This is a genomic window from Nonomuraea sp. NPDC001684, from assembly GCF_053596515.1.
Genome location: NZ_JBSFGJ010000195.1, coordinates 1 through 16,865 on the forward strand (window position 1 = coordinate 1; position 16,865 = coordinate 16,865).

Consider the following 16,865-nt stretch of genomic DNA (forward strand, 5'->3'; position numbering starts at 1 on the left):
CGGTGTGGGGGACGGCGCCGGGGTCCTGGTGGCGGTGGTGACGGTGGCGGTGGTGGTCGCGCTCGCCGCCCGGCGGCAGCCTGCCGAGCAGCCGGTCGGCGCGGCCGTCGCGGTGCCGCCGGCCACGACCGAGGCGGTGACCGCGCCGCCGAGCACGCCCGAGGCGACGCCGCGCACCTCTCCCGAGGGGCCGCCGTCGACGGCGTCCCCGCCCGAGCTGCTGCCGCCGCCGACGACCTCCAGGCCGCCCGTCACCACCCGGGCGCCGCGCACGCCGACGGCCGGGCCCACGAGGAAGCCGACCAGGACCGCCACGCCGACGCCCGAACCGACGCCCACCCGGACCCCGGCGCCGTCCCCCACACCGACCCCCAAACCGACGCCCACCCCGACGCCGACGCCCGTCGCGACCGTTCTCGGGGTGAGCGTGGGTGACGTCACGGTCGACGGCGACGGCGTCGCGCGCGCCTCCGTCACCGTCCGGACCGCCGGGGGCGCTCCCGTCAACGCCACCGGGACGTGGACCGCGCCGGGCGGCGAGGGCCACGTCCAGCGCCTGCGGCTGAGCGGCGCGACGTCCTACACCCGCGCCTTCACCTGGGACCTCGGCGAACGGCCGTGCGGCGGGACCGTCACGCTGACCGTCGTCACCTCCCCCGCCGCGCCGGGCGGCGCCCGGGCCTCCTCGGTGCCGGTGCCGGCCTGCCGGACGCGGGTGAACGGGCTGTTCGTCTCGCTGGCGATGCCCGAGGCGCCGGGGCTGACCGCGCGCGCCCGGGTCGGCGTGACCGCCGACGGCACCGGCGAGCTCCCGGTCGAGGCCGCGTTCGCGGTGGACGGCGAGACCGTCGGCACCCGTACGGCGAGCCTGTCCGGCCAGACCTCCTACTCCCGCGTCTTCACCCACTCCTTCCGCGCGCGCCCCTGCGGCTCCACCCTGTCGGTACGGGTCCGCGCCGGCGACCGCGTCCGGACCGCCCGGGTCGAGGTCACCTGCCCGCCCGCCGTGCGACGGGTCTCGATCGTCAGGGCCGGGCTGAGCGAGGGCGGCCTGGCGGCGACCGTCTCGGTGGTCACCGCCGACGACCGGCCGGTGACGCTGGACGTGGGGTTCCTGCTCGGCGGCGAGCCGGCCGGCTCGGAGCGGCTCACGCTGTCCGGCGACACCACGTACACCAGGACGGTGAGCCGGGCGCTCAGGACCGTCCCGTGCGGCACCACCTGGACCGTCACGGCGAGCACGACGCCGGAGGCGGCCGGCGGCCCGGACCAGGCGAGCGGAAAAACCCCAGAATGCCCCAGAGAGACACCCAAGCCAGAAGAAACCCCAAAACCACAGGAAACGCCCAAACCGCAGGAATCCCCACAATCCGATAAGCCCGGCACGGTGGACTAATCTCGCAAATTCGGCCATATCGGCATATCGGTGGCGGGAAAGCCCTTCCCTCTGGTTAAGCTACGCAGCGTTTGATGCGGGTGGGGGCCCGAATGACTCCAGAGGAGACCGTTTATGTACGGCGATGGGCAGTGGGGGGTCCCCGGCTACACCGAAGTCCGGGAACTGGGCAGCGGCGCCGCCGGCCGGGTGGTCCTGGCCACGCGTGACCACGACGGCGTGGAAGTCGCCATCAAATATCTGAACGACGAGCTCAGGTCCGACATGGGCTTCGTGGCCAGGTTCCGGCACGAGGCCCGGCTGCTCGGCACCCTGCAGAGCTCGCACCACGCGCGCCTGATCGACTACGTCGAGTCGGGGCAGGGCGCGGCGATCGTCATGGAGCTGGTCAACGGCGTCTCGCTGCGCGAGATCCTGCGCTCCGAGGGGCCGACCGGGGCCGAGGCGGCGCTGGTCGTGCTCAAGGGCTCGCTCCAGGGGCTGGCCGCCGCGCACGCGATCGGCGTCGTCCACCGCGACTTCAAGCCCGAGAACGTGATGGTCCAGGGCGACGGGGTCAGCAAGCTGGTGGACTTCGGCATCGCGGTCCGGGCCGGCGAGGGGGCGAGCGCCGCGGGCACGCCGCCGTACATGGCGCCCGAGCAGTGGGCGGGCGGGGCCGCCGGGCCGGCGACCGACGTCTACGCCGCCACCGTCGTGTTCTTCGAGTGCCTGACCGGCACCCGGCCCTTCCGGGCGCCCAACATCGCCGCGCTCGCCCGTCAGCACCAGAGCGCGCCGCCGCCCGTCGAGGAAGTGCCCACGGCGCTCCAGAGCCTGGTCGAACGCGGCCTGGCCAAGCAGCCGGGCGAACGGCCGCCGTCCGCCGAGGCGTTCCTGACCGAGCTGGAGGCCATCGCGGCCGAGGCGTACGGCGCCGACTGGGAGGAGCGCGGACGCCGCCGCCTGGCCGCGCTCGCCGGCCTGCTCATCCTGCTGTTCCCGAGCCCCCTGCACGATGCCGCCGAGACGCATACCGCGCTCACCGAGACCCGTTTCCCCGACCCCGCCCGCCTGCTGAGCAAGCTCTCGGCCAAGATCGCGATCGGCGCGGTCGCCGTGGGCGTGGTGGTGGCCGTGGGCGTGATCCTGGTCAACTCCTCCTCCGACGAGCCGGTGCTGCGGGCCCAGACGAGCGAGGTCACGCCCAGCGCGACCGACCCGGTGATCGACGAGGAGCCCACGGAGGAGGAGCCGACCGCGACCCCCGAGGAGACCACGCCGGAGCCGGACCCGACGCCGACCTCCGCGGACCCGGCCGTCTCGACCCCGCCGCCCGTCCTGCCGACGGCGACGGCGGCGGCCTCGCCGTCCAGGACGCCCAAGCCGACCCCGACGCGGAAGCCGACCAGGCGGCCGGTCAGGACGCCGAAGCCGACCCCGACCGACTCCCCCGAGCCGGACATCACCGGCAAGAACAGCACGACCAGCGACGGCAGCAAGCCCACCTCGGCCGCTCCCACGCCCACCCAGACCTCCGCCCCGTCCACCAGGACGCCCTCGACCAGGACGCCCCCGAGCAGCCCGCCGCCTTCGGAGACGGAGGAGCCCAGCCCGACCGGGACGCCGAGCGGCGGCGAGGGCGGCGGCACCGAGACGCCCACCCTGGACACAGTGGGCAAGGCGCAGGCCGGACTCCTCGCGCTCGGCCTGATGACGTCCGGCGCGGTTCCGGTCACACTTGCGGTGAAACGTCGCATGACAGGACGCCACAGAAAGCAGCGCTAGACGCGCCGGGGGGCAAGGGGGATGGACAACCACAGGAACGGTATCGCCGGATTCCGGCTGACCGAGCACACGTGGATGACCGAGCTCGGCAACTGGATCGACGCCATCTCGCCGGACGGCCGCAGGGCCGGGGCGCTGCTGTTCGACCCTCGGGTCATCGGCCTGCCCGGCGTCCGGGAGCGCGTGGTGAACACGGTCATGACCGACCAGCACCTCGTGCTGGGCGGCATGGGCGGGCTGATCCCGGTGGCCGACGTGGTCGCGGCGGGCGACCAGGTGTGGCTGCTCACCGCGCAGGCGGTCAGTCCCACGCTGGCCGACCTGCTCGCCGGCGCGCCCGTCGATCCGGCGGGGGCGGCGTCGGTGCTGACGGAGACCGCGCAGACGCTGCTCGCGCTGCACGCCGCCGGGGTCACGCACGGCTCGGTGCACCCGGGCACGGTGGTGATCACCGCCGAGGGGGCCGCGCTGCTGTCGGAGCGCGGCCTGTCCGACGCGATCCGCGGCCAGGTCTCGCCGCGCGAGCGGGACGCGGCGGGCTGGGCGTCGCTGGCCCGCGGGCTGGCCGCGTCCTTCACGCAGACCGCGCCTCGGGCCGCCGGCCTGTTCGAACGGGCCGCCGGCACGGCCACCACGCTCGGCCTCGAACCGGCCCGCGCCATGCTGAGCCAGGAACGCGCGGCGCTGCCCGGCGGCCTGATCAGCCGGGACGCGCTGGCGCGGGCGGCGCGCGGCAGGTCGGCGTTCGCGCAGCCGCCGTCGTTCGCCGCGCAGCCGCCGCCGGCGCCCCAGGACGAGGGCGACATCGTCACGCTGCTGCACGTGCCGACGTCGGGGTCGCCGCCGCGCCTGCAGTTCGGCCCTGGGGTGGGCGGCCCGGGAGCCGGTGCCGGCACCGTGCGGCAGCCCGAGACGACGGCCGAACGCATCTGGCGCGAGGGACGCGACGGCGCCGCGACCGTCCACCAGCCGGAGAAGCGGTCCCAAGGCCGGGTGGCCAAGGTGTCGCGGCGACGGCGGCGGCGCACGATCCTGTCCACGGCGCTCTTCGCGGTCGTCATGGCGGGCGCGATCGTGGCCTGGTTCAGGCTGACGGACGCCCCCGAGCTGGCGGTGCGGTCGATCGACGTGGTGGCGCCGAAGAAGACGCTGGGCTGCGGCGGCGCGATCGTCCTGACCGGGACGGTGGTCACCAACGGCGGCGTGGGCGAGATCCGCTACGAGTGGCGCAAGAACCTGGACAAGGAGGTCGTCAAGGGCAGCCTGCGCACGAGCGCCGACAAGACGTCCTACTCGGTGCCGCTGCGCTGGACGTTGTCGGGCAAGAGCAACGTCAAGGCCACGGCCACGCTGAAGGTGCTCTCGCCGGGCCCGGCGCGTACCGACAAGGCGAGCTTCACCTACAAGTGCTGACCTTCCCTGAATGCGCAACAAAGCGGTTCTTACTAATCTGACGGGCATGACCACGCAGACCCCCGCGGGCTGGTACCCCGACCCGTACGGAGAGCCGCAGCTCCGCTGGTGGGACGGCAACCAATGGACGGACGCCACCCACGCGCAGGAGCGGCAGCCTCAGCCGCAGCAGCCGTCCTCCGGGCCGCAGCAGGGCCCGGGGCCGCAGCCCCAGTCGTCCCCCGACTGGTCGGCCACCCCGGCGAACCCCACGCTCCAGTACGGCCGTCCCTCCTCCGGCCAGCCGCCCTACGGGCAGCCCGCCGACCAGCAGCCCGCGCAGGGTCAGCCCCCCTACGGCGGTCAGCCCGCCCAGGGCCTGCCCGGCTACGGGCAGCCCACCCACCAGCAGCCCGCCTTCGGCCAGCAGCCCACGCAGCAGCCCACGCAGTGGGCCGGCGGTCCGCTGCCCGGCCCCGGCCAGGCGCCGCCGCCCAAGCAGGGCAACCCGCTGCCGTGGGTGTTCGGCGGCCTGGCCGCGCTGGTCGTGGTCGCGCTGATCGTGGTCGCCGGGATCTTCTTCCTCAACCGGGGCGGCAGCACGCCGGTCGCCTCGCCCACCACCGAGGAGCCGCAGCCGTTCCCGACGGCCGAACCGCCCTCCGCCGGGCCGCCGACCGAGCTGCCCCCGCAGGGCGGCGAGCTGCCGCAGCCGCAGGACGGCCGCATCACCGACCCGCGGAGCGGCCTGTCCTACCAGGCGCCCGACGGCTGGAAGGTGCCCGCGTACGGCGACGTCAACGGCACCGACCCCTCCCAGCAGATGTGGACGAGCGGCGTGCAGGCCAGCTCGCAGGAGAACTACGAGGGCGACAAGGACTGGATCGGCAACGCCTACGCCGGCCCGCTGGCCGCGCTCATCCCCTACACCGGCGCCGCGGCGCTGGAGGACACCGCCAAGGCGCTGTTCATGCAGTTCAGCACCCAGTTCTACGAGCCGCAGCACACGACCAAGCTGATCGAGAACAAGGCCACGAAGATCGGCGACCATGACGCGTGGGTCATGCAGTTCCAGCTCGACTTCACCGCCGTCGCGGAGAAGAACGGCTACAAGTGGAAGAAGGAGAACGCCGCGATCGTGCTCATGGACCGCGGGGCCGGGCAGCGTCCGACGTTGTTGTACATCTCCGTTCCCGACAATCTGGGCACAGACGTGGTGGCGAAGGTTCTCGGCTCGCTCAAGCCCGCGTAAGCGGGGGCACTAGGCTGGTGGGGTAACAAGCGGGCGGATTGCTCCGAGCCGCTGGGCGAGGAGATCGAATGAGTGACGTGCTGGTCTGGATCGACTGCGAGATGACCGGGCTCGACCTGGGGCGCGACGCGCTGGTCGAGGTGGCCTGTGTCATCACCGACAGCGAGCTCAATCAGCTCGACGAAGGCGTCGACGTGGTCATCAAGCCGCCGCCGGAGTCGCTGGAGCAGATGTCGCAGGTCGTGCGCGAGATGCACACCGCCTCGGGCCTGCTGCCCGAGCTGCCGGGCGGCGTCACGCTGGCCGAGGCGGAGTCGCTCGTGCTCGACTACATCCGGCGGCACGTGCCGGAGCCGAAGAAGGCGCCGCTGTGCGGCAACTCGATCGGCACCGACCGCACGTTCATCGCCAGGGACATGCCCGGGGTCGACGCCTGGCTGCACTACCGCATGATCGACGTGTCGTCGATCAAGGAGCTGGTGCGCCGCTGGTACCCGCGGGTCTACTTCGCGGCCCCGGAGAAGCAGGGCGGCCACCGCGCGCTCGCCGACATCAAGGAGAGCATCAGGGAGCTGCGCTACTACCGCGCGGCGATCTTCGTGGCGCAGCCCGGCCCCGACTCGGCGACCGCCCGGCAACTCGCCGAGCGGGTCAGCGGCTAATTGGATGGCGTAAAGACTCCCGAACCCCGCTACACTTTTCCTGTGCCGTCACGCAGTGGGCGGCCATGGTGGGTGTAGCTCAGTTGGCAGAGCGCCAGGTTGTGGTCCTGGATGTCGAGGGTTCAAGTCCCTTCACTCACCCCAAGCACACAGCCGGTCCCTCGGGACCGGCTGTTGTCGTTTTCTCCCGCCAACGCCCCCAAATCAGGACAATGCGAGTTATGCTCACTGTCTACCGCTAACGCCGGAAGCACGGGGGCCATCGGCGATCAGACCGTCTGCGCGCCCCCGGAGGCCGGATGAGAGTCGACGACGCAGCGTTCGACAGTGTGATCACCTCCTTGAGCAAACGCGAGGCCGAGGTCATGGATCTGATCGCCTCGGGCCGGTCCAACGGCCAGATCGCCCAATGCCTGTTCCTCAGCGAGAAGACCGTGAAGAACCACGTCAACCGGATCTACGCCAAGCTCGGCGTCGACTCCCGGGTCACGGCCATCGGACTGTGGTTGTCGCTCAGGAAGGACGGCTCCTGACCCGGCGGGGGTTCAGCCGGTCGTGATCCGGCGGCCGGTCAGGCGGGTGGGCCTGATCTTCAGGTAGTGCTGGCGCCGCCCGCCGGCCCACGGCTCGACGCCCGTGCTCGCCGCCTCGGCCTGCTCGTCCTCGGTCGTGACGTGGTGCAGCGAGCCGTGGACGAGCACGCTCCAGCCGACCCGCGTCAGCTCCTCTATGCGATCGACCTCGAACGCGACCTCGTACTCGACGTCCTCCACACCCGTGCTCAGGTCCTCGTCGGTGCTGCCGCCCGCCGCGGTGCGGAACACGATCGCCCCCTCCGACATCCGGAAGTTCACCGGCAGCACGGTCAGGCCGTAGCGGCCCTCGAAGGCGATCCGGCCCACTCCCCCGGGCCGCAGCAGGCGCAGGCACTCCTCCTCCGCCAGCGGCACCAGCGTGGGGTGCGCCGCGGCCGGCCCCGCGCCGGCGGGCTCGGCCACCTCCCCGAGCAGGCCCTCCACGGTGGTCTCCAGCGCCTCGGCCAGGCGGGCCAGGGCCTCGCGCACCGAGATGCCGGACTGGTCCTCCAGATAGGCGACGTAGCCGACCGCCACGCCGGACCTCTCGGCCAGCTCCTGCCGGCTCAGGTTCAGCGATTCGCGACGTTCGGCTATCCGGCGGCCCAGGCGTTCCATCGTGGTCACTTGCTCAGACATACCGGTGCCCTACCCCGGATCTCCCCTCTTCCCGGTGGTGTCTGTGGCAGAAATGGTTTAACCGATGCTCTGGGTGCCATATGGACCATGGAACGCAATCCGGGAAGGACGTGGTCATGGTGCGGAGAGCGCGCGTCGTCGTCGTGGGGGCGGGCTTCGCCGGCCTGGCCGCGACGCGGGAACTGGCCAAGGGCGGCGCCCTGGTCACGCTCGTGGACCGGAACCCCTACTCGACCTTCCAGCCCCTGCTCTACCAGGTGGCCACGGCGGGGATGGGCACGTCCGACGTCTCCTACCCGATCCGTACGTTCGCCGCGAAGTGGCCGAACGTCCGCGCCCACCGGGCCGCGCTGAGCAAGGTGCACCCGGCCGACCGGCGGGTGGAGTTCGCGGACGGCTCCACCCTCGACTACGACTACCTGGTGATCGCCACCGGCGTCACCACCAACTGGGTCCACGTGACCGGCGCCGAGGAGAACGCGCTGCCGATCTACTCGCTGCGCGACGCGGCCGACCTGCGGCGGCATCTCCAGCACTGCCTGGAGGACACCGCGGCGGGCCGGCGCGAGAGCGCCCACGTCGTGGTGGTGGGCGGCGGCGCGACCGGCGTGGAGACCGCGGGCACGCTGGCCGAGCTGCGCCGCCGTACGGTGCCGCTGACGCATCCCGAGATCCGGCCCGACCAGACGAGCGTCACCCTGGTCGAGCGGTTCGACTACGTGCTGGCGCCGTACAAGCCGCGGCTGCGGGACGCGGCGGCCGAGGCGCTGCGCAGGAGAGGCGTCCGGATGCGCCTGGGAGCCACGGTGGCGGGCGTGGAGCCGGACGCCGTCATCCTGGAGGACGGGACGCGCCTGCCGAGCGACGTGACCGTCTGGGCCCTCGGCGTCACCGCGCCCAAGGAGGTGACCGACTGGGGGCTGCCGCAGGGCAAGGGCGGCCGGATCACGCTCACCGACGCGCTCAGCGTGCCCGGCCATCCCGAGATCTTCGTGGCCGGCGACCTGGCCGGACAGCCGGACCCGCTGCCCCAGCTCGCCCAGCCGGCCATCCAGATGGGCAAGCACGTGGGCAGGCAGATCCTGGCCGCGGCGCACGGGCGGCCGATCGGCCGCTTCTCCTACCGCGACCCCGGGATCATGGCCACGGTCGGCAAGGCCGAGGCGGTGCTCCAGCTGCGCAACGGGCTGACCATGCGCGGCCTGCCCGCCTGGCTGGCCTGGATCTTCGTGCACGTGGCGTACCTGCTGGGCGGGCGCAACCGGGTCAGCGTGCTGCTCAACTTCTTCTGGCGCTACGGCGGGCCGCGCCGTAGCGCCACCAGCATCGCCTCCACCGAGTGAGTGCCGGGTGAGCGGCGATCAGAGCGCGGCCGACAGCGCGCCCAGGCCGTGTTCGAGGTCGGCCTCGGGGATGTTCAGCGCCGGGCGCAGGCGGACGGACCGGGGCCCGCAGGGCAGGGCCAGCACGCCGTGCTCCTCCCTGAGCCGGGTCACGTAGCCGTCCCTGGCGGCCTGGTCGGGCAGGTCGAAGGCGCACATCAGACCCCTGCCGCGCACGCCCGAGACCGTGTCGGGGTGCTCGGCCTCCAGCTTGGTGAGCCGTTCGAGCAGGACGCCGCCGAGCGTGCCGGCCCGCGCGATCAGGCCGTCGCGCTCGATGATCTCCAGCAGGCCGCGGCTGCGGACCATGTCCACCAGGCCGCCGCCCCACGTGGAGTTGATCCGGCCGCTGAGCTGGAAGACGTTGTCGGCCACCAGATCGACCCTGCGGCCGGCCATGATCCCGCCGACCTGCACCTTCTTGGCGAAGGCCACCACGTCGGGGGCCAGGCCGAGCTGCTGGTAGGCCCAGGGCGTGCCGGTGGTGCCGCCGCCGGTCTGGACCTCGTCCAGGACGAACAGGGCGTCGTGCTCGTGGCACAGGGCCTGCATGGCGCGCAGGAACTCGCCGCGCATGTGGTTGTCGCCGCCCTCGCCCTGGATCGGCTCGGCGATGAAGCAGGCGATGTCGTGCGGGTGACGCTCGAAGGCCGCCCTGGCCTGGGCCAGCGCGCGTTCCTCGGCGGCCTCGACGTCGCCGAGGTGGATGGCCGGCACGTCGATGCGCGGCCAGTCGAACTTGGGGAAGCGGTCGGTCTTGCCCGGCTCGGTGTTGGTCAGGCTCAGCGTGTAGCCGCTGCGGCCGTGGAAGGCGCGGGTCAGGTGCATGACCTTGGTGCCGAGGTCGCGGGGGCGGCCGGCGGCCTCGTTGCGCCGGCTCTTCCAGTCGAAGGCGGTCTTGAGCGCGTTCTCCACGGCCAGGGCGCCGCCCTCGACGAAGAACAGGTGGGGCAGCTCGGGGTCGCCGAGCACGCGGACGAACGTGTCGACGAAGTCGGCCAGGTGCTCGGTGTAGATGTCGGGGTTGGCGGGCTTGTTCCGGGCGACCTGGCCGAGCAGGGCGGCGAAGTCGGGGTCGAAGGGCGGGTTCACACCGAGCGGGGCGGACGCGAAGAAGGTGTAGAAGTCCAGGTAGCGGCGGCCGTTGCGGGCGTCCACCAACCAGGAGCCACGGCTGAGTTCGAGATCGAGGACGAGACGGTAGCCATCGACGAGCAGGTGACGGGCAAGGCGGGTGTGTACGTCCATGCCTTCTCCAATGTCGTGAGACAGGCCGGAGGTTCCATACAGGGAACCCGGTCGTATCCGTAAAATTTACGGTATTCCTGCCCCGCGAGTGAACTTCTTCAAACGAAGTGACAGCACAATCATCGCGATTCCATACAGGATCGCGAAAATGCCGATCAGCCAGACAAGGCTCAGCATTCCGGCGCCGGGCCAGATGATGAGCAGCACACCGAAGATCACCGACAGGATGCCGGCGATGATGAACATCCACTCGTTCTCGATGGACTTGCGCAGCCGCACGCCCGCCACGATCTCGGAGATTCCGGAGACGATGGCCCAGAAGGCGATGAGGTAGAGCAGCGCGAGCGAGGTGATCCCGGGCCAGGCGAAGGCCATGATGCCGGCCACGATGCCGACGATGCCGGAGAAGATCAGCCAGGCCCGCGACCGGGCGCCGTGCCGGAAGGCGGCGAAGAGCTCGAAGACGCCGGAGACGATGGCGTACGCACCGAAGAAGATCACCAGCACCAGCAGAGTGATCCCCGGCCAGATCAACGCCAGCACACCGAAGATGATCGCGGCGATGCCACGGACGAGCAGCAGCCACCACGAACGCGAAAGTTCCTGCATACTGGTCTGCTTTCCGTGATTCGTGCGAAAAGAGACCAGTGCCGGGTCAAATGTCGACCTACATGTGGGAATAGACCACGATCGACACCGCAATGTACTGCACCAGGTACGCGGCGATCGTGCAGGCGTGGAAGACCTCGTGGAAGCCGAACCAGCGCGGCGACGGATCGGGGCGGCGCAGCCCGTAGACGATCGCGCCCGCCGAGTAGAACACCCCGCCCACGGCCACCAGCACGACGGCGGCCACCCCGGCCCCTTCGAGCAGCTGCGGCATCACGAAGATCGCCGTCCAGCCCAGCGCCAGGTACAGGACGGTGTAGAGCCAGCGCGGCGCGTTCATCCAGAACACCCGGAACAGCACCCCGGCCAGCGCGCCGCCCCACACGACCGAGAGCACGGCGACCCTGGCCGCGCCGTCGAGGGCGAGCAGCCCGAACGGCGTGTACGTGCCCGCGATGATCAGGTAGATGTTGGCGTGGTCGAACCTGCGCAGCACCTCGGCCAGGCGCGGCCCCAGCGTGCCCCGGTGGTAGGTCGCCGAGATGCCGAACAGCAGCCCCGAGGTGATCGCGTAGACCCCGGCCGCCAGCCGGGCCTGCGGGGTCGGGCCGAGCGCCACGAGCACGAACCCGGCCACCAGCGTCACCGGCAGCGCCCCGGTGTGCAACCAGCCACGCAGCCTCGGCTTCACGGTGATGGTCGTCATGTAACCTACGGTACCGTAGGTTACGGATTGAGCTGAAGTGCCAAAGGTCACAGGCCGTTCAGGAAGCGCACGGCGATCGGCACCGCGGCCGAGCGGCCCGATCCGCCGTTCCTGACGAACACGCAGAAGGCCAGGTCGCCCCGGTAGCCGATGAACCAGCCGTGCGACGTCTGGTCCTGCACCTCGGCGGTGCCCGTCTTGCCCGCCACGCCCTCCGGCAGGCCCGCCTGGCTCGCCGTCCCGTGGTCCACGACGGCGGCCATCATCTCCCGCAACGCCCCGACCACCCCCTCGTCCAGCTTGACGTCGGGGAACGGCTCGCCGTCCACGCGGCGCACGTCGTCCTCCGGCAGCAGGCGGGGCGAGCGCCAGGTTCCGCTCTGCACGGCGGCGGCCACGGTGGCCATGCACAGCGGGGTGGCCACCACCGTGCCCTGGCCGATGACGTCCAGGGAGAACATGTCCGTGTCGTCGGTCTGCTGCATCGTGCCGCACCGGCCGCCCACGCCGGTCGCCATCGGCCGGTCGAACCCCCAGCGGGCGGCGGTCCTGCGCAGGTCCTCCATGGACAGCCGGCTGGTGGCCTGCTCGACGAACGTGGTGTTGCAGGAGTAGGCGTAGGCGTCGGCGAAGGTCACGGTCCCCCGGTCCACGTCGCCGTCGTTGCTGATCGCCGCCGCGAAGTCCGGCGCGTACGAGGCCGGGCAGCCCATCTCGTCGCCCGTGGCGACCCCCTTCTCCAGCAGCGCGGCGGCGACGATCGTCTTGAACGTGGAGCCGGGCGGGAAGGCGTCGCGCACCGCGCTGAAGTTGTCCTCCAGCCGGTCGGCCAGGGCCAGGATCTCGCCCGTGCTCGGCCTGAGCACCACGATCGAGGAGTTCGCCACGCCGTCCAGGGCCCGCGCGGCGGCGGCCTGGACCGGCTGCGACAGGGTGGTGCGCTCGACGTTCGCCTTCGGCAGGCGGGTCAGCAGCGTCTTGTCGGGCCGTCCAGGCATCCGCGACACCAGCTCCAGCCCGTGGTTGGCCTTGGCGAACTCGGGCTTGAGCGGATTGAGGTAGGCGTCGGCGTAGCTGTCGTTGGGGATCTTGGCGCCCTCGCTGGTCACCAGCTCGGCCGCCGGGGCCTCGACCTCCTCCACCTCCAGCGTGCCGCCGTCCTTGAGCAGCGGGTGCAGCGTCTCGGGCGTCCACAGCACCCGCCAGGCCCGGTCGCGCACGCCCAGCCGCAGCGTGCTGTCGAACGGCCACGACCCGAGGTCCGTCAGCTCCCGCACGCCCGTGAAGCGCACCTCGGCCGACTCCTCCCCCGTGCCGCGCACCGGCCCCGGCGTGAGCCGGATCGACTCGACGTGCAGGTTCTGCGACAACTCGCGGTGCCGGTCGAAGAAGTCGGCCGGCGGCCGGTCGACCAGCAGGGCCATGCCCGCGACGTCCCCCTTCCGCCAGGCGTCGAAGTAGGCGGCGGCGGTCTTGGCGGCGCTGCCCTTGACCTGCCCGGCGGCCAGAACGGCGAAGGCGCCCGCGCCCAATACCGCGACAACCGCGATGACGAGCACAATCAGCCTCTTGCGTCGCATACGGTTCTCCCAGGGAGGGATCAGCGTGGCACGTGGACAGCGGGAACCGATGCCTGGCCTTTATCCGGTGACGTTCGGCGAGGTCGAGCTTCTCCGGGACCTGGACAGGCAGGACGGCTGGGTGCTGTCCAAGGATGGCGTACCTCAGTCGTACGTTGACCTACAAGACCCGACATTTCTGGATTTCGAGTACGTCCGGCTCATGGCCGACGTCATCGACCTCCTGCCGGAGGGGCCGCTGAGCTGCGTCCACGTCGGGGGCGGCGCGTGCACGATCCCGCGTTACGTCTCGGCCACCCGCCCCGGCTCCCGGCACATCGTGATCGAGCCCGACGGCCTGCTGGTCAACCTGGTCCGCGAGCAGCTCGACCTGCGCTCGGTCCCCCGGCTGAAGGTCATCGTGGCCGGCGGCCGCGAGGGCACGGCCAAGGTGTGGGACGACTCGGCCGACCTGGTCGTGCTCGACGCGTTCACCGGCGCCACGATGCCGGTGGAGCTGGCCACCGCGGAGTACATGGGCGACCTGGCCCGCGTGCTGCGCCCCGACGGCACGCTGCTGATCAACATGGCCGACGGCAAGGGCCTGGCGTTCGCCAAGCGGCTGCTGGCCACGGTGTGCGACGCGTTCCGGCACGTGGCGCTGCTGGCCGAGCCGGGGATCATGCGGGGCCGCCGGTTCGGCAACCTGATCGTCGCGGCCTCGCGCACGGAGCTGCCGCTCGACCTGCTGTCCCGGCGCGCGGCCGGCGGCCTCACCCAGGCGCGCTGCGTGCACGGGGAGACGCTGAAGAACTTCATCGGCGGCGCCCACCCCATCAAGGACGGCGACGCCGTGCTCGCCCCGGTCCCGCCCCCGGCCGTCTTCGGCTGAGTCAGCGCTCGGCCGGGCCGAGGTAGGCCAGGACGGCGGCCACCCGCCGGTGCACGTCGCCGCTGTTCTCCAGCCCCAGCTTGGTGAAGATGGCGTTCACGTTCTTCTCCACCGACGAGATCGACAGGTGCAGGGCACGGGCGATGCCGGCGTTGGAGCGGCCGTGGGCCATCTCGCGCAGCACGTCCCGCTCCCTCGGGGTCAGCGACTCCCCCTGCCCGCGGACCTCGCGCCTGGCCAGCAGGCCCTCGACCACTTTGGGGTCGATGACCGAGCCGCCCCCGGCGACCGCCCGGATCGCGCCGAGCAGCTCGTCGAGGTCGCCCACGCGGTCCTTCAGCAGGTAGGCGAACCCGGCCGTCCCGTGCTTGAACAGCTCGAAGGCGAACAGGGCGTCGGAGAACTGCGACAGCACCACCACTCCGGTGCCGGGGTGGCCGGCCCTGATGCGGTGGGCCGCGTCGATGCCCTCGAAGCCCGGCCGCCACTCGCCGCCGGGCATGCGGATGTCGGTGACGACGACCTGCGGCTCCAGCCGGCGCACGGCGTCCAGCAGCTCGTCGGCGTCGCCGACCGCGCCGACGACGGTCACCTCGCCGGACAGTTCGAGCAGCTGCCGGGTGCCCTCGCGCACCAGGTAGTGGTCGTCGGCGACGACCGTGCGGACGGGCTCAGGCATCGGCCGGCACCCACGCGTGCATGCGTGTCCCCTTTCCGGGCTCGCTGTGGAGTTCCATGCCGCCGCCCAGCGCGTCCAGGCGGTCGGCGAGCGTGGCCAGGCCGCGGCGGGCGGCGGTGGCCGGGTCGAAGCCCCTGCCGTCGTCGGCGACGGTGGCCCGTACCCGGCCCGGCGCCAGGGTCAGGCGTACCTCGATCCTGGCGGCGGCGGCGTGCTTGAGCGCGTTGGCGACGGCCTCGCTGACGGTGAAGTACATCGCGCCCTCGACCTCGTCGGCGAAACGGCGGGCCCGCAGCCCGGGGTCGGCGGTGACGGTCGTGGGCACGGGCAGCCCGGAGCAGCGTTCCTCGACGGCCTCCACCAGGCCGCCCTGGCTGAGGGCCGACGGGTGGATGCCGGCGGCCAGCTCGCGCAGGTCGGTGAGCGTCTGGCGGGCCTGCTCGCGCAGGCGGGCCAGCGCGTCGGGGCCGGCGCCGGTGACGCGGGCCAGCTCCAGCCCGGCGATGAGCGCCACGAGCTGCTGCTGCACGCCGTCGTGGATGTTGCGCTCGATCCGCCGCCGCTCGGCCTCCTGGGCGTTGACCAGGCGGGCGACCAGCCCGGCGCTCTGGATGGCCAGCCCGGCGGGCACGGCCAGCGCCTCCAGGAGGCGCCGGTCCTCCCGGTCGTACCGGCCGGCGCGGCGCGGGCCGAGCTCGATGCGTCCGAGGCCGCCGCGCACCGGCACGGCCAGCGCCGTCCCGCCCTCCTCCTCGCCCGCGGCCACCCGGGTGCCGTCGGCCAACGTCACGGCCGCCCACCTGGCCTCCAGCCCGTCGCGGACGGCGGCGGCGAGCCTGCCGAGCTGCTCGACCGGCTCGGGCGTGGCCGCCAGCGCGGTGCCGAGACCGGACAGCACCTCGTCCACGGTGGGCCGCAGGTCGAAGATCAGGTGCAGGCGGGAGCCCCGCAGGCCGAACCGGATGTCGAGCAGCCGGTGCCGCACGATCCCCACCAGGACGGCGACCGGCAGCGCCGCCATCACCGTGAGCAGGCCGATCACCGCGGCGCCCCACAACCGGGCGTCCAGCAGGAACAGCAGCAGCACGCCCGCGCAGAGCTGGACGGCGGTGCCGGCGACCATCCAGGCGTACTGTCCGCGCTCGGCCCGCTCGCTGCGCCGCCAGCGGACCACGAGGCCGGCGAGGACGACGACGGCCGTCAGGAAGGTGAGGAGCTGGCCCAGCGCGCTGGCCAGGGCCGCCCAGATCGCCCCGGTCGTCAGCACGGCCGGCAGCTCGCCGGGCCGGGCCGGGTCGACGCCGAACAGCCCGTTTCCCACCGTGTGCATGGCGATCGCGACCCCGCCGATCCAGGCCACGGGCCGCCAGCGCCGGGACGGCAGGCGGCCGTCGGGGAAGAGCAGCGGGACGAAGATCCAGGTCAGGCCGTAGAACGTGGCATAGAGCGCGGACAGCCAGACCACGACCGGCCCGCTGTAGTGGAACCTGACGGCCAGGCCGGTGCCCAGCGCGGCGAGTCCGAAGCAGGCGGCCGCGGCCAGGAACAGCCAGCCGTACCGCAGGTCGGGACGGCGGACGGTGAGCAGCCAGCCCAGCGCGGGCAGCACCAGGCCGAGGACGCCGAAGGCCCATTCCTGCGGCGGCGCGGGCAGCCCGGACCCCAGCAGCGCACCCGCCAGGGCGCCCCCGGCGCCGATGGTCGCCAGCGACCCGGCGAGCAGCCTGGAACTCATGAACCACCATCGTCAGGGGAATCCGAATGGGCGTCTATGAGGTTAACCGCACATTCGGTACGGACAGCCCCACCTGCGAGAACGGCGGCGCATATGGTGGGCGCGGGCCCGGCCGCGGCTGTTGGCTGGGCACATGTCTCACTACAGGTTCCCCGCACTGGCCACCGCCGTCATGGCCGTGGCGGTCACGGCCTGCGCGACGCAGCCCGTGCCAGCCCTGGCCACCATCACCGGGTCCGCCACCGCCGCGCCGACGGCGAGCGCCGCGGTCGAGATCCCCGACACCCCTGTCGGCCGGCAGCTCCGCTGGCTGCTGGAGGCGGTCACCCGGCTGCCCGTCGGCGACGCCGAGCTGGCCGGGCACTTCGCGCC

Annotated in this window: 16 protein-coding genes, 1 tRNA gene and 1 pseudogene; 10 read left to right on the plus strand and 8 right to left on the minus strand. The window is 72.4% G+C overall.

The genetic code is table 11. The features are described from left to right. Positions 1–441: pseudogene (locus tag ACWCSD_RS28915) on the minus strand (hypothetical protein); the annotation flags it as partial. Between ACWCSD_RS28915 and ACWCSD_RS28920 the strand changes: the two are divergent. From ACWCSD_RS28920 to ACWCSD_RS28950, 7 genes are all read left to right on the plus strand, one after another. Further along, positions 422–1,396, plus strand: coding sequence for a hypothetical protein (locus tag ACWCSD_RS28920; RefSeq protein ID WP_449919473.1), 975 nt, complete (start codon positions 422–424; stop codon positions 1,394–1,396). The pseudogene ACWCSD_RS28915 and the gene ACWCSD_RS28920 sit on opposite strands and share 20 nt — an antisense overlap. A 114-nt stretch (positions 1,397–1,510) precedes the next feature. Next, positions 1,511–3,163: a serine/threonine-protein kinase gene (locus ACWCSD_RS28925; RefSeq protein ID WP_397166008.1), complete on the plus strand. Its 1,653-nt coding sequence runs from the start codon at positions 1,511–1,513 to the stop codon at positions 3,161–3,163. A 21-nt stretch (positions 3,164–3,184) separates the two neighbouring features. Beyond that, positions 3,185–4,576: a hypothetical protein gene (locus ACWCSD_RS28930; protein ID WP_397166010.1), complete on the plus strand. Its 1,392-nt coding sequence runs from the start codon at positions 3,185–3,187 to the stop codon at positions 4,574–4,576. A 46-nt stretch (positions 4,577–4,622) separates the two neighbouring features. Further along, positions 4,623–5,807 (plus strand): DUF2510 domain-containing protein, encoded by a 1,185-nt coding sequence (locus tag ACWCSD_RS28935; RefSeq protein ID WP_397166011.1) that lies wholly within the window; start codon positions 4,623–4,625, stop codon positions 5,805–5,807. Between the two features lie 68 nt (positions 5,808–5,875). Next, positions 5,876–6,469, plus strand: a complete 594-nt coding sequence (orn, locus tag ACWCSD_RS28940; RefSeq protein ID WP_397166012.1) for an oligoribonuclease — start codon at positions 5,876–5,878, stop codon at positions 6,467–6,469. A gap of 68 nt (positions 6,470–6,537) precedes the next feature. Next, a tRNA-His gene (locus ACWCSD_RS28945) sits at positions 6,538–6,613 on the plus strand. A 197-nt stretch (positions 6,614–6,810) separates the two neighbouring features. Next, positions 6,811–7,002: a helix-turn-helix domain-containing protein gene (locus ACWCSD_RS28950; RefSeq protein ID WP_358288064.1), complete on the plus strand. Its 192-nt coding sequence runs from the start codon at positions 6,811–6,813 to the stop codon at positions 7,000–7,002. 12 nt (positions 7,003–7,014) lie between these two features. Here ACWCSD_RS28950 and ACWCSD_RS28955 read toward each other — a convergent pair whose 3' ends face one another. Further along, a complete protein-coding gene (locus tag ACWCSD_RS28955) occupies positions 7,015–7,683 on the minus strand; it encodes a pyridoxamine 5'-phosphate oxidase family protein (protein ID WP_397166014.1) in 669 nt (222 codons plus the stop codon). A gap of 116 nt (positions 7,684–7,799) precedes the next feature. Between ACWCSD_RS28955 and ACWCSD_RS28960 the strand changes: the two genes are divergently transcribed. After that, the gene (locus ACWCSD_RS28960) at positions 7,800–9,026 is read left to right on the plus strand and encodes an NAD(P)/FAD-dependent oxidoreductase (RefSeq protein WP_397166015.1); all 1,227 of its coding nucleotides are present in this window, start codon (positions 7,800–7,802) and stop codon (positions 9,024–9,026) included. An 18-nt stretch (positions 9,027–9,044) separates the two neighbouring features. On the opposite strand, the gene lat is transcribed toward ACWCSD_RS28960, so the two are convergent. From lat to ACWCSD_RS28980, 4 genes are all read right to left on the minus strand, one after another. Further along, complete coding sequence (lat, locus tag ACWCSD_RS28965) at positions 9,045–10,313, minus strand: L-lysine 6-transaminase (protein WP_358288073.1); 1,269 nt, start codon at positions 10,311–10,313, stop codon at positions 9,045–9,047. Positions 10,314–10,379: 66 nt separating this feature from the next. After that, positions 10,380–10,922: an HdeD family acid-resistance protein gene (locus ACWCSD_RS28970; protein WP_358288076.1), complete on the minus strand. Its 543-nt coding sequence runs from the start codon at positions 10,920–10,922 to the stop codon at positions 10,380–10,382. Between the two features lie 58 nt (positions 10,923–10,980). Next, positions 10,981–11,628 (minus strand): PAQR family membrane homeostasis protein TrhA, encoded by a 648-nt coding sequence (gene trhA, locus ACWCSD_RS28975; protein ID WP_449919480.1) that lies wholly within the window; start codon positions 11,626–11,628, stop codon positions 10,981–10,983. 47 nt (positions 11,629–11,675) lie between these two features. Continuing rightward, positions 11,676–13,208 (minus strand): penicillin-binding transpeptidase domain-containing protein, encoded by a 1,533-nt coding sequence (locus ACWCSD_RS28980; RefSeq protein WP_397166018.1) that lies wholly within the window; start codon positions 13,206–13,208, stop codon positions 11,676–11,678. A 67-nt stretch (positions 13,209–13,275) separates the two neighbouring features. On the opposite strand from ACWCSD_RS28980, the gene ACWCSD_RS28985 reads away from it, so the two are divergent. Further along, complete coding sequence (locus ACWCSD_RS28985; protein ID WP_397166019.1) at positions 13,276–14,079, plus strand: spermidine synthase; 804 nt, start codon at positions 13,276–13,278, stop codon at positions 14,077–14,079. A gap of 1 nt (position 14,080) precedes the next feature. Here the strand turns inward: ACWCSD_RS28985 and ACWCSD_RS28990 are convergent, their stop codons facing one another. Together ACWCSD_RS28990 and ACWCSD_RS28995 are read right to left on the minus strand one after the other, a co-directional pair. Next, entirely contained in the window at positions 14,081–14,758 is a 678-nt protein-coding gene (locus ACWCSD_RS28990; protein WP_358288086.1) for a response regulator transcription factor, read from the minus strand. Beyond that, on the minus strand, positions 14,751–16,493 hold the full coding sequence (locus ACWCSD_RS28995; RefSeq protein WP_449919485.1) for an ATP-binding protein: 1,743 nt from the start codon (positions 16,491–16,493) through the stop codon (positions 14,751–14,753). Before ACWCSD_RS28995 ends, ACWCSD_RS28990 begins: the two co-directional genes overlap by 8 nt. Positions 16,494–16,626: 133 nt before the next feature. Between ACWCSD_RS28995 and ACWCSD_RS29000 the strand changes: the two genes are divergently transcribed. Next, positions 16,627–16,865 (plus strand): hypothetical protein (locus ACWCSD_RS29000; protein WP_449919488.1); only part of this gene is annotated, 239 nt, incomplete at its 3' end.

Excerpts from the sequence above, each read along its gene's own strand:
- ACWCSD_RS28925 (WP_397166008.1), top strand. The coding sequence starts at position 1,511 with ATGTACGGCGATGGGCAGTGGGGGGTCCCCGGCTACACCGAAGTCCGG.
- ACWCSD_RS28930 (WP_397166010.1), top strand. The coding sequence starts at position 3,185 with ATGGACAACCACAGGAACGGTATCGCCGGATTCCGGCTGACCGAGCAC.
- ACWCSD_RS28935 (WP_397166011.1), top strand. The coding sequence starts at position 4,623 with ATGACCACGCAGACCCCCGCGGGCTGGTACCCCGACCCGTACGGAGAG.
- orn (WP_397166012.1), top strand. The coding sequence starts at position 5,876 with ATGAGTGACGTGCTGGTCTGGATCGACTGCGAGATGACCGGGCTCGAC.
- ACWCSD_RS28955 (WP_397166014.1), bottom strand. The coding sequence starts at position 7,683 with ATGTCTGAGCAAGTGACCACGATGGAACGCCTGGGCCGCCGGATAGCC.
- ACWCSD_RS28960 (WP_397166015.1), top strand. The coding sequence starts at position 7,800 with ATGGTGCGGAGAGCGCGCGTCGTCGTCGTGGGGGCGGGCTTCGCCGGC.
- lat (WP_358288073.1), bottom strand. The coding sequence starts at position 10,313 with ATGGACGTACACACCCGCCTTGCCCGTCACCTGCTCGTCGATGGCTAC.
- ACWCSD_RS28970 (WP_358288076.1), bottom strand. The coding sequence starts at position 10,922 with ATGCAGGAACTTTCGCGTTCGTGGTGGCTGCTGCTCGTCCGTGGCATC.
- trhA (WP_449919480.1), bottom strand. The coding sequence starts at position 11,628 with ATGACGACCATCACCGTGAAGCCGAGGCTGCGTGGCTGGTTGCACACC.
- ACWCSD_RS28980 (WP_397166018.1), bottom strand. The coding sequence starts at position 13,208 with ATGCGACGCAAGAGGCTGATTGTGCTCGTCATCGCGGTTGTCGCGGTA.
- ACWCSD_RS28990 (WP_358288086.1), bottom strand. The coding sequence starts at position 14,758 with ATGCCTGAGCCCGTCCGCACGGTCGTCGCCGACGACCACTACCTGGTG.
- ACWCSD_RS28995 (WP_449919485.1), bottom strand. The coding sequence starts at position 16,493 with ATGAGTTCCAGGCTGCTCGCCGGGTCGCTGGCGACCATCGGCGCCGGG.